Genomic DNA, 13,788 nt, shown 5'->3' on the forward strand with positions numbered 1-13,788 from the left:
TGTGGTGCAGCGACGTGAGTTGGCGGGGGCCGATGAGGTTCGGGCGATGCAGGAGTTGGTGCAGCGGACGTGGAGTCCGCGGTCGCGGCTGCATGTCGGGGATGTGGCGTGGGAGCGGGCGGTGAACTCCGGTCGGCGTGGGGACACGTGGCGTACGGCGTTCTGGGAGGACGACGGGCAGGTGGTCGCGTGGGGCTGGGCCGAACCTGATCATCTGTCGCTGGTGGTCGATCCCGAGCGGGCGGAGGTTGCGGGCGAGGTAATCAACTGGTTTCAGGAGCTCCACCCGGATGGCGCCTGCAGTGTGCTCGAGGACGAGACACACCTCGTGGATGCGCTCGAGAAGGCCGGCTACCGCGCGGACGACGCGGCTCCTTTCTTCACGCATCACCGCATCGAACTGAGCGACCTCCGCACACCGGTCGTCCCGGACGGGTTCACGCTTCGGCACGCACAGCCTGACGAGGTGCAGAAGCGGGCCGCGGCTCACCGGGCCGCGTGGTCCGACTTGGGGCCGTCGAAGGTGACCGACGAGGACATGGCCGCAGTGATGTCGACCTGGCCGTACGAGTCCGAGCTCGACTGGGTTGTCGAAGCGCCGAACGGCGAGTTCGCGGCGACCGCCTTGATCTGGCACGACAAGGTCCACGGGATCGGTCTGGTCGAACCGGTCGGCTGCGCACCGGCGTACCGGCGTCAAGGTCTGGCCGCGGCCGTCAATCTCGCCGCCCTGCACGCCCTCCGCGACGCAGGCGCCACCGCTGCGATGGTCTGCCCGCGCGGTGACGATGCGTACCCGACAGCCCGGGCGCTCTACCAATCCATCGGCTTCCGCCCAGGCGCGAGAAGCAAGCTCTACGTACGCCGCTAGTCCGGGTAGCCGAGTTGGCGGGTCCACGGCCCGCCGACAGCAGACCGTACGGCGGATTGGCCGGGCGGCAGGTCCAGTACGTCGATGAGAGTCGGGTCCTCGTCGATTGCGTGGCTGAGGTGGCCGAGTTTGCCGTCGGGGCCGGCGTTCGACGTACCGATGAGTTGCCAGATGCCGTCGTCTTCGTCGTGGCCGACGAGGAGGATCGGTTCGCGCATGTCGAAGACCTCGGCGGTCTGGATGCAGTTCGTCTGCAGGAGCCAGTGGAGCAGCCACCAGGCGCGCCGGTCGGTGGCGAGGGCGTTGTCGGCGACCCACCACATGAAGGGCAGGTCTTCGTGGGCGCGGGCTTGCTGAGCGGTCAGATGCGGGCCGCCCTCCGGGACCTGCTCGAACGGTTCGTCGATCAGGCTGAAGGCGTAGGTGCCCTCGTTCTCGAAGATGACCGCGTGGATGGTGGCGCCGCCCGGGTTGCCCGCGCCGATGCCGACCGAGATCCGGCCGACGTGCTGGTCGGTTCCGGTGGTCCAGCCGATCGCGTACGACGCGAGCTCGCCCTGCGGGCCGATGAACTCGCCGAACGCGCGGCGATCCATCCCGCGTGCATCCGCGGTCGGTACCTCGGCAAACCGGCCCTGGATGACCTGAACGTTCATGCGCGAACGTTAACTCACCGATCCGACACCGAAGTCCTTCAGCACGAACGGCGGAATTCGATCCACGATGCCGCTGAGCAGGGGAACCGTGGCCAGCGTGTGCGGGACGGTCCACGGCTTGGGTGTGTAGGCGACGAGGAGGTTGCCGACCAGGCGGAGGTCCTGCGGTGGGTGGGCCAGGAGCCACTCGATCATGCGGGGATGCAGCATCGCCGAGGTGTAGCGGGGGTCGAGGCTGGCCGCGAAGTAGCGCTGATTGAACGCGTCGCTCTCGGTGTCGCTGGTCTGCAGGACAGGTTCGAGCGGCGGCAATGAAGGGGGAGTGACCTGGTCGTGGCTGATGCGAAGCTCGGGGAGACCGGCCGGGAGCTCGATGGCGACGAGATTGTTCACGACCGTCGTCGGGAGCTTGCCTCCTTCGACGGTGACGAACTCAGCCATCTCGATCCGGCGGCCCTCGTACTCGCCGACGAGCAGGCGACGCAACTCGCCATCGTCCTCGAAACAGCGGGCCCCGGCGGCAGCGAGTCGGCCGCCTGTGTCTTCGCCAGGTTGCCAGCCGTAGCGTTCGGCGCCGGCCTGGAGGCGGGCGAGCTTGGCTGCTTCGCGGTCGAGCGAGGGTGAGACCAGCTTGGCGAACACCCAGCCGACCAGGGCTGCGAAGCCGATGAACACGGCCGCGCCCATCTGCATCCCGACGAGGGCATCGAGCCAGGTCGGTACGTCGAGAGCGTGCACCCCGGCAACCTAGCCGACCGCATGGTCAAACTGGTTCGGTCGACTCGCGGGGCTCGAATATCGTCGTGAGATGGAGTTGCTGGCCTGCGGTCACCTGGCGAACGAGGGTCCGTTCCGGACCTGCCTTCACCTGTGCGTCGAGGAGCCGGAAGAGATCTCGCGGCTCTACACCGGTGTCGGCGGCGAGTACCACCTGGTCTGCGAGACCTGCGGCAAACTCGACGATCCGTGGTCGCAACTCGCGGTCGTCTGCCTCGGCTGCACCGAACGGGCCGACGACGAGAAGGTCACCCACATCAGCGGTCAGCCCGAGATCCGGTACGACGATCGCCCGCTCACCGGGACCTTCCACGAAGAACCGGCGTACGCGCAACCGGTCAACGACCGCTGCCTCGCGCCGTCGGGCGACGGGTGGCTGGTGTACACCGGGAAATACCTCGTGCAGCTGGGCGGAGCGTCGTACCGGCTGAAGATGCGCAAGGATCAGGAGGACGACAAAGCGTTCGGTACGCCGGGCCCGACCGTGCACGCGTCGTCGGACGGACGGTTCGCGGCGGTCGTCTGGGATCACGGCCGGTACGGCGAGGTCGTCGATCTCGCCAAGGGTCAGATGACTGTGACGCTCGATCGCGGCGACTACCGCAACTACACGACGCCGTTCCCGTTCGCGTTCCTTGCCGACGGCACCTTCATCACAGCGACGAGCTGGAACCGCCTCGACCGGGTCAACTCAGCCTCCGGCAGCCTGCTGACGCCACGCGACACCAAGTGGCGCAAGGGCGACGAGCGACCGGAGAACTACCTCGACTACTTCCACGGCCGCCTGACCGTCAGCCCGACCGGAGCCTGGCTCGTCGACGACGGCTGGGTCTGGGCGCCGGTCGGCATTCCCCTGCTCATCGACGTAGCCGCCTGGCAGAACGGCACCACGTACGCCGCCGAACAAGGCCGCAGCCTCACCTACCGCGACTACGCCTGGAACCAGCCAGTCGCCTGGCTCACCGACAACGTCGTCGCCATCCAGCGAATCGGCGAAGACGATGCCGCGATGGTCGACGGCGTCCAGCTGTACGACGCTCCGAGCGGCGAGCGCGTCGACACGCTCTTCGGCCCAAAAGGGCAGATGTGGGCAGTCGACGGCCAACTCGCGGTCGCGGCCGAGCACGGCCTCGAGTTCTGGGATCCCGCCGAGGGCGCGCGCGTCGGCGTACTGCCTGGCTACCGGCCGAGTGCTTACAACCCGCGGACGCGGACGTTTGCTGCGCTCGAGGACTGGGTGCTGCGGACGTACCAGCTCCCGATCGTGGCGGCTGCTAACTTGTGCAGCGATGGATGACCTTGAACTGGCCCTCGGTACGTCGGACCTCGCCGCGCAGCTCGCGCTTGCCCACTACGAGGCCGGGGTCACCGTCTCGGTGAAAGCTGACGGCTCACCGGTCACCGAGGCAGACCGGGCCGTCGAGCGATTGCTGCGGGACACGCTGTCGGAGGCGCGGCCGGGCGATGCGTTCTTCGGCGAGGAACTCGGTGAACTGGGCGAGTCCGAGCGCGTCTGGATCCTCGACCCCATCGACGGCACCAACTTCTTCAGCCGCGGCGACCCGAACTGGCGGATCCAGCTCGCTCTGGAGATCAACGGGATCACCGAGCTCGCGGCCGTCACCGCGCCCGCACTCGGCATCCGCTGGTGGGCAACTCGCGGCCGTGGCGCCTTCGAGTCACCGTGGCCGGGTGCTGAACCCCGGCGGCTTCAGGTCAGTACAACGGTCGAGAACGCCGCGATCGATGCCCTAGGCAATGATCCCCGACTCCCCAGCGCGGGCCCACCCGGCAGCCCGCTCCCGCTGGTCGAACTCGTCCGCGGCGAGATCGACGCGTTCCACGTGGAGCGTTACTACAAGTGGGACCACGCGCCGTGGATCTTGCTCGTGGAAGAAGCGGGCGGCCGCTTCACCAATCCGATCGGCACCAACACCGGCGACCAAGGCGGCGGTCTCTACTCCAACGCCAACCTCCACTCCGACCTCCTGGCGCTACTCGGCTATCCAGGCGGCTCGGCGTAGCGGGTGGTGAGGGTGGTGGCTCGGGTGTGGAGGGCGGCGCGGAGCCAAGGTGGGGAGAGGGCTTCGGCGTTGGTGGACAGTTGCCAAAGGGCCCACTCGGCGTGGCGGCGGTCTTGGAAGGTGACTTCGAGGCGGAGCCAGCCGTCGTTCTCGGGGGTCTCGGTGAGGATGGCCAGGGCGGTGCGGGCCAGGTCTTCGCGGCGGAGGGGGTGGACACGGGCGAGGACGGTGACCTGGTCGCCGCCGGTGCGGAAGCGGGTGCTGCGGTCTTGCCAGGCTTGGTCGAGGTCGACGCGGTCGGGTCGCTCGGCTGGTTCGGGGAGTTCTTCGGTGGCGAGGATGCGGTCGAGGCGGTAGGTGCGGTCTTCGCCTGATCTGGTGGCGAGGAGGTAGCCCTGTTCGCGGACTGTCACGACGCCGATCGGATCGATCGTGCGCCACTTCGCGGGCTCGTCGGTTGCCGCGTAGTGGATGCGGAGCTTGTGGCCGGCTAGTACGGCGCGCAGGACCTCGGCGGTCGTGGTGTCGGGCGACTCTTCGGTGACGAGGCGTCGGGAGAGCAGGTCGGTTTCGGGGTCGATGAGGAGGCGTTGGGACGCGCCGGCTGCGGTGTTCCGGTAGCTCTCGGGGAGGGCGTCGACGACCTTCAGCATGGCTGAGGCGAGGGCCGAGCCGAGCCCGAAGACCTGCGCGCCGCGACGCGATCCCGCGACGACCAGGGCGAGGGCTTCGTCATGGTTGAGCCCGGTGAGCTCGGTCTGGAAACCGGGGAGCAGCGCGAAACCACCGTGCCGGCCACGTTCGGCGTACACGGGGACGCCAGCGGCGGACAGTGCCTCGATGTCGCGCAGGACGGTGCGTGTGGAAACCTCCAGCTCGCGGGCCAGCGTGACCGCGGACAGCTGACCGTGCTGGCGCAGCAGCAGAACCAGCGAGACCAACCGGTCGGCGCGCATGCGGAAAACCCTACCGGAATACACGACACAGGATGTCGTGATTCGCTGAGAGGCTTTCCCTACAACCTCAAGCGAAGGGAAACGAAGTGGCAGTGGAACGAACGGCGGTCAACCCCTGGACCTGGTCGCAGGAGCTGGGATACCACCAGGGCGAGGTCGTCACCGGCAACACCCGCACCCTGTACTGCGCCGGCCAGACCGCCATGAACGCCGACGGCAAACCCGAGCACGACGGCGACATGGCGGCTCAACTCGAACTGAGCCTCACCAACCTGGAGGCGGTCCTCGCCGAAGCCGGGATGTCGCTGGCCAACGTGATCCGGCTGAACGTCTACACGACCGACGTCGACCTCCTGTTCCAGCACTACGGCGTACTGGCCTCCCGCCTCGGCGCCGCCCAGGTAGCCCCACCCACCACGATGCTCGGAGTGAGCCGCCTGGCGATCCCGACCCTCCTGGTCGAACTAGAGGCAACCGCAGTGGCGTGACCGTGTCGAGAATCGAGCGGCTGCTTCGACGCAGGGGTAACCACACACCAAGGGAGCTCCCGAATGCCACGCAAAGTAGTTTCCTCGTACTTCCTGTCACTCGACGGAGTCGCCGAGGACGCCGACAAGTTCCTCACCGGCTGGGACGATGAGACGGACGCTGTCGGCGCCCGCCTCATCGAAACCCAGGACGCGGTCGTTCTCGGCCGGCGGACGTACGACGAATGGGCCGGGTTCTGGCCCACGAGCGACATCCAGCCGTTCACCGCGTTCATCAACGCCGTCCCGAAGTACGTCGCGACCTCGAACCCGCTCGAATCCGCCTGGTCCAACGCGCAGGTCATCGACAGCGACCTCGCCGAGTTCGTCCGGCACCTGAAGGAACAGCCCGGCGGTGACATCGGCGTCCACGGCAGCATCTCGGTCACCCAGACACTGCTCGCCGCCGGGCTCGTCGACGAACTCAGCCTCGTCATCGTGCCCACAATCGTCACCACCGGCCGCCGCCTACTCGACGGCCTGCCCGGCATCCGGCTCGAGACGATCACCTGTACGACGTCAGCCAGCGGCCACCTTCTGGTCGACTACCGCGTCGTCCACTAGACGACTACGGCTGCCGACGGAATCGGACCGCGTCTGCGATGACGAAGCCGTCGGCTGCGTCGGTTAGTTGGACGTAGTTGGTGAGGCCGGCTTTGAAGGTGAAGGTGCCTAGAGACTTCCACTCGCCGGTGCGGTCGTCGGGGGTGGCGCGGGTGCGTTGGTTGACGGTGACTGTGGCTGTGCCGGTGGCGTGGTGGATGGCGTATTTCGCGTTGCTGGCTCGGTTGGGGTCGGCGGTGTAGGAGACCAGGACCTCGTAGCGGCCGTCGCCTGGGATGGCGGGACGGAATCTGGCGTAGTTGGTTCCGGTGCCCTTGGGGTGCGTGAGGTAGTTGAAGCCGTAGTAGCCCAGGATGCTGCGCGCGTCGTTCCAGGTACCGACCAGTTCGAAGCCGAGGCCGTCGTTGTCCACGGTGAGCTCTTCACGGATGTCGGGTTTCGCCGGTGCGGTGATCAGAGTCAGTTGGTCGAGGAAGATGTTGTTGCCACCACCTCGGCCGGGACCGGCGAGGGTGACGCGTAGCGTGTGTCGGCCGGCGGTCAGCTGACGCGTGTCGACCAGTACGACGTCGTACCCGTCGCCTCTGAATGAGGTGAGGTCGATGGCCGACGTACGTGGCGTTTGACCGTCGACGGCAACGGTGAGCAGAGCGCCGTCGGGGGTGCGGTAGTAGCGGAGCCAGAGCTCGTACTGGCCGTCGCGACTGACCATGAACGGGTACTCGATAGACCCCGACTGCGGAGGACCCAGCGGGAAGGTCTGCGTGGTTAGCCCGGGTCCAGTCGCGAGGGAGTCGCGGCCTTGGGTCAGCCACTCCAGGTTGAAGCAGGCAACAGCCACACTCCGCGGGAACCCGTCCAGATCACCATCCCGCCCGTACAGCAGAACGATCGTGCCGTCCGACAACCGGCCCAGGTCCGAGTAGTAGCTGCGGCCGGGGTTGACCACGCGGCTGTAGCGGAACGAGTTGCCCTCGTCGTAGCTGACCGACACCGTCATGTTCCGGCGCATCGGAGCGTCCGGCCGACTGAAGAGCACCCGGTCGCCGGGGTAGCGGAGGAAGCCTGTGTCGACGCCGTTGAACAGACCAGCACCGAAGTCGAGCGCAGGCCGCGACCAGCTCAGCCCGTCATCCGTACTGACCGCCACCCCGCGCGTCCAGTCGTTGCCGGAACCAGGCCGGCTGTTCAGGATCACGCTGCCGTCCGCACGCTGAACCAACCGCGCCTCGCCGAACCCCGGCAGCCCCGGACCCATCGGAACCTCGCCACCCGAACGCCAGGTCCGCCCATGGTCGTCGCTGTAGATCGTCGAGACGCCATAGTGCCGGTCAGCAGTCGGTACGCCGGTAATGATCGTGCGGTGGCCGACCGTCAGCAGGAGCCGGCCGGAGGCGAGCTGGATGCCGTGCCCGGGGCCAGGTCCATGCATCGCCCAGTTGTGCGGGAAGTGGTCGAACAGCGACGTGATGTTGCGCGACTGTCCCCAGGTCACCCCGCCGTCCGTACTGGAGATGACGTGAACCGTGCTCGAGTCCGACGAGCAGCTCGTGTTCTCCGGCAGCCGCACGCACAGACCGTGGAAGAGGAAGACCTCACCGGTCGTGTTGTCGACGACAAAGGCCGGGTTGGCCCAGCTCTGACCATTCACCGACGGCACGACCGCAACGGTCGGCGTCCAGGTCCGGCCCTTGTCGGTACTGCGCCGGATGAGCAGGTCATGCGGACCCGCGTCGCACACCTCATGCCGACCTTCGCTACACGCGATGATCGTGTCATCCGGCAGTACGGCGAGCGCGTGCACGTGGTAGTTGGCCAGCGGGTCGACGGTGTTGTCCCACAGGATGTTCTCGAAGAAGGAAGGTGCCGCGACCTCGGCCTGCGTGGCCGCCAACACGGGTTGGACAGAGACGGGCAAGGCGGCGGTGATGAGTCCGGCGGTGAATGCGCGACGGCTGACGGGCGGGGTCATGCGTCTGCTCCTCAGGGCGGGGGGATCCGCCAGCGACGCTACCGACCGGAGATGAACCCAGGCCGATTCCTCAACGGCCAGATCTGGACTCTGGCAGGAACCTGAACCCGTCGAGCATCGCCGCCAGCTCAGCCGGCCGACTCAGAGCCGGAGCATGCCCACTCTCGATCTCGTCGGGAGTGATCCCAAGCCGCTCCCGCACGAACTCACGCTGAAACTCGGCGGGGAACAGGCGGTCCTCAGTACACAGGATGTACCGCGTCGGTGTCGCCGGATGCGCGTCGAGCGGCCAAGGCTCGTAGTACGCGGTGTTGGACGGCGGGCTGGGTTCTCTCGCCGGCACCTGGTCGACGAGATGCTTCGGTACGTCGTGGAAGTAGCAAACGGATGGATCGTCGGAACCGGTCAGTCCGCCGTCCCGGGCAGCCTGGATCCGCACGGCCTCCGAGAACCCGGTGTTGGTCCACCACTCGTCCGGTGATTCGCCAGGCTGAGGAACCATCGCGGTGACATAGACCAGCCCGCCCGTCGGGATCCGCGCGGCAACCAGGGGAGCGGTGAACCCGCCGAAAGAATGGGCCACCACGACCAGTTCTTCCGGCGTACCGACCAGGTCGACCACAGTGTCCGCATAGCTCGACAAGGTCTCGCTCTCGTCGCCGGCCCACAGGGTCGGCGCGACAGTCGTGTGACCGAGAGCCTGCAGCTCGGCTTCGACCAGGTGCCAGAACCAGCCACCACCGACACCGGCCCCGTGGATCAACGCGAAGGTGCTCATTCCTCGACGCTATCGACGGACAGCCATCATGTATAACGATGCTTCGCGATGAACACGATCGCCTCAGGTAATCACTAGTTGATGTCGAACTCGTTCCCCTCCGGGTCAGCCATCCCGACCGCGTAGTGATCCAGCCCCGGCTCAGCCAGCGTCCGTAGCCGGGTGGCACCGAGCTCCTCGAGCCGCTTCGCCTCCGCCTCGACCCGCTCACGCCGTACGTCGAGGGACGATCCGCGACCGCCGCTCGCATTCACGTCGATGTGGATCCGGTTCTTGATCGACTTGGTCTCATCGACGACCTGGAACCAGATCCGCGGGCCCTCGCCGTTCGGGTCGTTGATGCTGTCGGCGCCGCCACCGAGCTCGTCCTCAGGCACACCGATCGACCGATAGAAGTCGTCCCAGGTGTCGAACCCGGCCGGCGGCGGCTCGATGACATAGCGCAGGGCGGCAGCCCAGAAATGCGCCAGCAGGTCGGGTGACTTGCAGTCGATCACCAGTTGGTACGACACGGGCATTGGAGTCCTCCAGGAGTTCGGATGACGATCACCCTGTCAGGTCCCGCCGACAGTTTCAGTCGACCAACAAACCGTGGGCGACGAGATCGGTCGCGACGCGGAGCAGCTGAGCCAACTCGTCGTCACTGCGCGACAGGCCGTCGGACCGCCAACCCAGGCTGATGATCCCGTTCCACGCCGCCCAGAGAACAGTCGCGGTCTCCTCAGGGTCAACCTTGCGCAGTACGCCGGTCTCGATGCCGAGCTTGATCGCCTCGACCATCCGGACGTTCTGCTCGCGCACCGACTCCGCCAGCCGCTCGGCCAGATCGCGGCCGGCCGGATAGCTGCCGGGGTCGGCCGGGAAGGCCAGCATCCGGAAGAACTCGGGGTTGGCGAGATAGAAGGCGAGGTACTCCGCAGCGGCCGCATAGAGCTGATCGATCGGGGACCGGCCGGGGGCATAGGCGAGGTCCATGAAGTACCGGTCGGTGTCGAGGGCTCGATCGATCAGGGCGGCGTGCAGCCCAGCCTTGGAGCCGAAGTGGTTGTACACCGAGCCGACCGCGACACCGGCGGCGGCCGCGATCTCCTCCAGCGTCACTTCGGCGAACGGCCGTCGGTTGAACAGCTGCTCGGCTGCTCGCAACAATGCCTCGATCGTGCGTTCTGCCCGGGGATCCACTCAGCTCTTCCAATGATTGCAAGAAGTACGGACGACAGCTACCTTAGCCAAGAACTTCGTGCAACTGTTGCAAGAGAGGACACCGCATGGATGCGGTCGGATCGCCCGCCTGGGTTGCCCGGACGGACGGAGCCCTGAGCGCGGTCGACTCCGTGCGGTTCGCCGCGACCGCCGCCGCGCGGGAGATCGCCGTACTGGTCGCACGTCTCCGTGCCCCTTCGGCCCGCGCGCTGGACGCTGGGCGCACGCCGCCGGACACCCTGCTGGCTACCCGCATGACCTCGCTCGCCGCGGAGCTCCCGGGTCCGCTGCTGCAGCACAGCATCCGCACCTGGCTGTGGGGGTCGATGCTCGCCGAGCTCGACGGCATCCAGTACGACGACGAACTGCTTTACGTGGCAGCGATTTTGCACGACCTCGGCCTGGGCGAGGGTCACCGCGGCGGCGTCTGTTTCGCCGTACACGGAGCGAGCCAAGCGCGCACGGCGGTCCTCGATGCCGGTGCGGACGACGCATTCGCCCGCAGGGTCTTCGAGGCGATCGCGGCGCACTTCAACACCTCGGTGCCGTTGTCGTGGGGCGCGGAAGCGCACCTGCTGAACGGCGGCGCATACCTCGACGTGGTCGGCCGGCGCCTCGGCGAGATCGCCCCGGCGACGGTGGCCGACGTACTGCGTCGAGCGCCGCGAACCGGGTTCGACGACTGCATCATCGGCGCGATGCGCGAGGAGCGGCGACTGCATCCGCGTTCTCGTGCGGCGCTGCTGCACCGACTTGGGATGGAGCGCTCGATCAGCCGGGCCGGCTTCCCGTCAACGCTCTCGGAAGGAATCCAGTGACCCAGCTTGTTGCCCGCGCGACCGCGTTCGTTGCCGAAGCCGAACGGATGACCAACGAACGCGATGTCGACGGCATCCGCCACGTCTTCGCCGCCGACGGCCACCAAACGGCAACCCTCGACGGCCTGATCATCGAGGCGAACGGCATCGACGAGATCCACCGAGCCTGGCGGACGATGTGCGCGTTCATGGCGAAGCGGCAGATGTTCGTGACCAAGACGCTCGCGACCGCCGACGAGACCACGATCGTCAACGAGTGGATCGGCACTGTCGCCGGCAAACAGTCCGCCCGCGGTATCGAGGTCTGGAAGCTCGACGACGAAGGCCTGGTCGTCGACCAGCACCTCTACGGCTTCCTGGACGCGCGCCCCGAGACCAGCCCGGTGCAGAACCTGCGGATGCTGCTGGCACACCCACTCTCCGCGATCGCGTTCGCCCGCGTGCGAGGTCGCGGATGAACCTGGCTGTCATTGTCGTCGCGGTCTTCTTTGCCGGCATGGGCATCGCGGCACTGGTGAAGCCCGCGTTCATCTGGGCACCCTTCGGCGTGGCACCCACGACACCTGCGGCGCGCAACGAGGTTCGTGCCGTGTACGGCGGGTTCGGGCTCGCGCTCGCCGCTCTGCTCCTCGTGGCCGACTCACAATCCGCCAGCTTCCGTGACGGCGTACTGGTCGCGGTAGCGGTCGCCCTCGGCGGCATGGCCGCGGGTCGGTTGCTCGGCGCACTCGTCGAACCACGGCCGCTACTCGGCTGGCCCGGCATCTTCTTCCTGATCGAGACCGCCCTCGCCGTACTGCTGCTCATCGCCCGCTAGGTGCAGCCGCATAACCGCTCTGGCGCCGGGGGAGCGGATGCTGACAAAGCCGCGAGCCTCGTACGACGCGAGGCGTCCCATCCAGCTGTCGTTCTCCGTGGTCCTCCCGCGGCGCCACGGCAACCCAGCCGGCGGGGCGACCGTCGACGTAGGCGATGAGCCCAGGGGAGTGGTCACCGTCAACCGCAGCCTTAGGCCCGGCCTTGCAGCCTTCGAGCGAGTCCAGCGATCCGTGTGGACGACCTCGATGTCCACCTCAGGGTTTCCATTCCCGCCTGAGGAGGCCGTAGACCCAGGAGTCGGAGACGTCGCCGTTGACGATGCAGTCTTCGCGCAACGTGCCTTCGTGGACGAACCCGAGCTTCTCGAGGATGCGTGCAGACGCCGCGTTGCGCGTGTCGGCCTCGGCCTGGACGCGGTTCAGATCCAGCGTGTCGAACGCCCACTCCAGCACAGCACGCGCAGCCTCGGTCCCGTAGCCGTGACCCCAGGCTGCCTCGTTGTAGCAGTAGCCGAGCGACGCACTCCGGAACTCCGGATTCCACTGGGTCAGACCGCACCAGCCGAGGAACACTCCGTCGCGCTCCACAGCCAGCCGTGCGCCGGTACCTTCGTCGGCCATCTGCCGGCAGGCCGCGATGAAGCGGTCGGCCCGCGCCGGCTCGGTCCACGGCGGCGAATCCCAATAGCGCAGTACGTCGGCATTGCTGTGCAGCGTGAACAGGTCCTTCGCATCCGAGTCGTCGAAAGGACGCAGTCGAAGGCGGTCGGTGTGCAGCGTTGGAGTCGGCAGCGACATGCCGGTCATCCAACCGCGTGTTCTGTGCTGGTCGCAACGGGGTATTCGTCAGTCCGACAGCCACTGCAGCTCATGCGCCAGGGTTTTGGCGATCGCACGGACGCGGCGGTGCAGTGGCGACTGTTCGCGCGGAAGCACCAGGTGGAGCGTCAGGCTGGGTGCGCCCTGCAGTGGTCGCCAGGTGATGCCGGGCGGCGCTGTCGTGACTGCGGCCTCGCCGACCGGGGCGAGGGTGAGCCCGTCGCGCAGGTCGCGCTGTGCCATGTCGAAAGAGACTGTGGGCGTGAGAAATCGCGGGTGTGTGTCGCGGAACAACGCAGCCAGCTGGTCGTGGATCACCGGGTTGGCCGCACGATCCGGGAGTCGCAACGGATAGGCGGCCGCGGCGGCGATCTCGATCTCCGCGTGTTCGGCCAGCGGATGGTTCTCAGCCAACTGCACCCCGATACGCGCACGCCGCAACAGGTACCGGCGCACGCCACGGCCCGGCTGTTCACCGCGGGTGATCCCGGCATCGATGCGGCCGTCCGCGACCGCCGGCGAGATCTCCGGCGTCGCCATCGGAACCGCGCTCACCTCAAGTCCGGGACTGCTGCGAATCAGCTCGTCCACCAGCGTCGGAGCCGTCTCGGCGCCGGCGCTGAGGCTGTACCCGATGCGCAGCGTGCCTAGCTCACCCGCTCCCGCCCGCCGGGCAGTGTCCCAGGCCCGATCCAGCGCCGCCAACGCCGGCGGCGCGGACTCCGCCAACGCCGTACCGGCCGGAGTCAGTACGACGTTCCGCGTGTCTCGAACGAGCAGCGCCGTACCGAGTTGTCTTTCCAATCGGCGCATGCGGGCGCTGAGCGCAGGCTGCGCGATCCCGATGCGGGCGGCCGCGCGGGTGAAGTTCAGCTCCTGCGCCAGCACCAGGAAGTACCGCAGGCTGACCGTATCCGGTGCCACGTACCCTCCTGCCGATTGATAACCATCCGTTCTGAGTCTAGCCCGAATCGGTCTTTCCCCCGGCCGCACGTCGAGCCATAG

The 13,788-nt window shown here is 67.4% G+C and carries 17 protein-coding genes; 8 read left to right on the forward strand and 9 right to left on the reverse strand.

The genetic code is table 11. The features are described from left to right. Positions 1–46 precede the first annotated feature (46 nt). Complete coding sequence (locus tag ACFTSF_RS08880) at positions 47–871, forward strand: GNAT family N-acetyltransferase (RefSeq protein ID WP_380153303.1); 825 nt, start codon at positions 47–49, stop codon at positions 869–871. Here ACFTSF_RS08880 and ACFTSF_RS08885 read toward each other — a convergent pair. Continuing rightward, positions 868–1,527, reverse strand: a complete 660-nt coding sequence (locus ACFTSF_RS08885; protein ID WP_380153304.1) for a hypothetical protein — start codon at positions 1,525–1,527, stop codon at positions 868–870. The two genes, ACFTSF_RS08880 and ACFTSF_RS08885, sit on opposite strands and share 4 nt — an antisense overlap. 9 nt (positions 1,528–1,536) lie before the next feature. Then, the gene (locus tag ACFTSF_RS08890) at positions 1,537–2,265 is read right to left on the reverse strand and encodes a hypothetical protein (RefSeq protein WP_380153305.1); all 729 of its coding nucleotides are present in this window, start codon (positions 2,263–2,265) and stop codon (positions 1,537–1,539) included. Between the two features lie 70 nt (positions 2,266–2,335). On the opposite strand from ACFTSF_RS08890, the gene ACFTSF_RS08895 reads away from it, so the two are divergent. Together ACFTSF_RS08895 and ACFTSF_RS08900 are read left to right on the forward strand one after the other, a co-directional pair. Further along, on the forward strand, positions 2,336–3,601 hold the full coding sequence (locus ACFTSF_RS08895) for a hypothetical protein (protein ID WP_380153306.1): 1,266 nt from the start codon (positions 2,336–2,338) through the stop codon (positions 3,599–3,601). Continuing rightward, complete coding sequence (locus ACFTSF_RS08900; RefSeq protein WP_380153307.1) at positions 3,594–4,328, forward strand: inositol monophosphatase family protein; 735 nt, start codon at positions 3,594–3,596, stop codon at positions 4,326–4,328. The genes ACFTSF_RS08895 and ACFTSF_RS08900 overlap by 8 nt, the downstream gene beginning before the upstream one ends. On the opposite strand, the gene ACFTSF_RS08905 is transcribed toward ACFTSF_RS08900, so the two are convergent. Next, positions 4,307–5,284 (reverse strand): helix-turn-helix transcriptional regulator, encoded by a 978-nt coding sequence (locus ACFTSF_RS08905; RefSeq protein ID WP_380153308.1) that lies wholly within the window; start codon positions 5,282–5,284, stop codon positions 4,307–4,309. The genes ACFTSF_RS08900 and ACFTSF_RS08905 overlap by 22 nt on opposite strands. Before the next feature lie 92 nt (positions 5,285–5,376). Between ACFTSF_RS08905 and ACFTSF_RS08910 the strand changes: the two genes are divergently transcribed. Together ACFTSF_RS08910 and ACFTSF_RS08915 are read left to right on the forward strand one after the other, a co-directional pair. Next, a complete protein-coding gene (locus tag ACFTSF_RS08910) occupies positions 5,377–5,772 on the forward strand; it encodes a RidA family protein (RefSeq protein WP_380153976.1) in 396 nt (131 codons plus the stop codon). 63 nt (positions 5,773–5,835) lie between these two features. Further along, positions 5,836–6,375, forward strand: a complete 540-nt coding sequence (locus ACFTSF_RS08915) for a dihydrofolate reductase family protein (RefSeq protein ID WP_380153309.1) — start codon at positions 5,836–5,838, stop codon at positions 6,373–6,375. Positions 6,376–6,379: 4 nt separating this feature from the next. Here the strand turns inward: ACFTSF_RS08915 and ACFTSF_RS08920 are convergent, their stop codons facing one another. From ACFTSF_RS08920 to ACFTSF_RS08935, 4 genes are all read right to left on the reverse strand, one after another. Then, positions 6,380–8,347 (reverse strand): exo-alpha-sialidase, encoded by a 1,968-nt coding sequence (locus ACFTSF_RS08920; protein WP_380153310.1) that lies wholly within the window; start codon positions 8,345–8,347, stop codon positions 6,380–6,382. A 70-nt stretch (positions 8,348–8,417) separates the two neighbouring features. Beyond that, complete coding sequence (locus tag ACFTSF_RS08925; protein ID WP_380153311.1) at positions 8,418–9,125, reverse strand: alpha/beta hydrolase; 708 nt, start codon at positions 9,123–9,125, stop codon at positions 8,418–8,420. Positions 9,126–9,199: 74 nt separating this feature from the next. Further along, complete coding sequence (locus tag ACFTSF_RS08930) at positions 9,200–9,643, reverse strand: VOC family protein (RefSeq protein WP_380153312.1); 444 nt, start codon at positions 9,641–9,643, stop codon at positions 9,200–9,202. Between the two features lie 55 nt (positions 9,644–9,698). Next, positions 9,699–10,307 (reverse strand): TetR/AcrR family transcriptional regulator, encoded by a 609-nt coding sequence (locus tag ACFTSF_RS08935; RefSeq protein ID WP_380153313.1) that lies wholly within the window; start codon positions 10,305–10,307, stop codon positions 9,699–9,701. An 86-nt stretch (positions 10,308–10,393) separates the two neighbouring features. On the opposite strand from ACFTSF_RS08935, the gene ACFTSF_RS08940 reads away from it, so the two are divergent. From ACFTSF_RS08940 to ACFTSF_RS08950, 3 genes are read left to right on the forward strand one after another with little or no spacing between them, the layout of a single operon-like run. Further along, a complete protein-coding gene (locus ACFTSF_RS08940; RefSeq protein ID WP_380153314.1) occupies positions 10,394–11,146 on the forward strand; it encodes an HD domain-containing protein in 753 nt (250 codons plus the stop codon). After that, positions 11,143–11,604 (forward strand): nuclear transport factor 2 family protein, encoded by a 462-nt coding sequence (locus ACFTSF_RS08945; protein WP_380153315.1) that lies wholly within the window; start codon positions 11,143–11,145, stop codon positions 11,602–11,604. Before ACFTSF_RS08940 ends, ACFTSF_RS08945 begins: the two co-directional genes overlap by 4 nt. Next, entirely contained in the window at positions 11,601–11,963 is a 363-nt protein-coding gene (locus ACFTSF_RS08950; RefSeq protein ID WP_380153316.1) for a DUF4345 family protein, read from the forward strand. The genes ACFTSF_RS08945 and ACFTSF_RS08950 overlap by 4 nt, the downstream gene beginning before the upstream one ends. A gap of 256 nt (positions 11,964–12,219) precedes the next feature. On the opposite strand, the gene ACFTSF_RS08955 is transcribed toward ACFTSF_RS08950, so the two are convergent. Then, positions 12,220–12,762, reverse strand: coding sequence for a GNAT family N-acetyltransferase (locus ACFTSF_RS08955; RefSeq protein WP_380153317.1), 543 nt, complete (start codon positions 12,760–12,762; stop codon positions 12,220–12,222). 48 nt (positions 12,763–12,810) lie between these two features. After that, a complete protein-coding gene (locus ACFTSF_RS08960; protein WP_380153318.1) occupies positions 12,811–13,707 on the reverse strand; it encodes a LysR family transcriptional regulator in 897 nt (298 codons plus the stop codon). Between the last annotated feature and the right edge of the window lie 81 nt (positions 13,708–13,788).

Origin of the sequence: Kribbella sp. NPDC056951 (assembly GCF_042674205.1) — a bacterium.
Classification (GTDB): Bacteria; Actinomycetota; Actinomycetes; order Propionibacteriales; family Kribbellaceae; genus Kribbella; species Kribbella yunnanensis.

Bases quoted from the DNA above. Each gene is read 5' to 3' on its own strand.
- ACFTSF_RS08955 (WP_380153317.1), bottom strand. From the start codon at position 12,762: ATGTCGCTGCCGACTCCAACGCTGCACACCGACCGCCTTCGACTGCGT.
- ACFTSF_RS08880 (WP_380153303.1), top strand. From the start codon at position 47: ATGCAGGAGTTGGTGCAGCGGACGTGGAGTCCGCGGTCGCGGCTGCAT.
- ACFTSF_RS08905 (WP_380153308.1), bottom strand. From the start codon at position 5,284: ATGCGCGCCGACCGGTTGGTCTCGCTGGTTCTGCTGCTGCGCCAGCAC.
- ACFTSF_RS08895 (WP_380153306.1), top strand. From the start codon at position 2,336: ATGGAGTTGCTGGCCTGCGGTCACCTGGCGAACGAGGGTCCGTTCCGG.
- ACFTSF_RS08925 (WP_380153311.1), bottom strand. From the start codon at position 9,125: ATGAGCACCTTCGCGTTGATCCACGGGGCCGGTGTCGGTGGTGGCTGG.
- ACFTSF_RS08950 (WP_380153316.1), top strand. From the start codon at position 11,601: ATGAACCTGGCTGTCATTGTCGTCGCGGTCTTCTTTGCCGGCATGGGC.
- ACFTSF_RS08930 (WP_380153312.1), bottom strand. From the start codon at position 9,643: ATGCCCGTGTCGTACCAACTGGTGATCGACTGCAAGTCACCCGACCTG.
- ACFTSF_RS08940 (WP_380153314.1), top strand. From the start codon at position 10,394: ATGGATGCGGTCGGATCGCCCGCCTGGGTTGCCCGGACGGACGGAGCC.
- ACFTSF_RS08885 (WP_380153304.1), bottom strand. From the start codon at position 1,527: ATGAACGTTCAGGTCATCCAGGGCCGGTTTGCCGAGGTACCGACCGCG.
- ACFTSF_RS08920 (WP_380153310.1), bottom strand. From the start codon at position 8,347: ATGACCCCGCCCGTCAGCCGTCGCGCATTCACCGCCGGACTCATCACC.
- ACFTSF_RS08915 (WP_380153309.1), top strand. From the start codon at position 5,836: ATGCCACGCAAAGTAGTTTCCTCGTACTTCCTGTCACTCGACGGAGTC.
- ACFTSF_RS08900 (WP_380153307.1), top strand. From the start codon at position 3,594: ATGGATGACCTTGAACTGGCCCTCGGTACGTCGGACCTCGCCGCGCAG.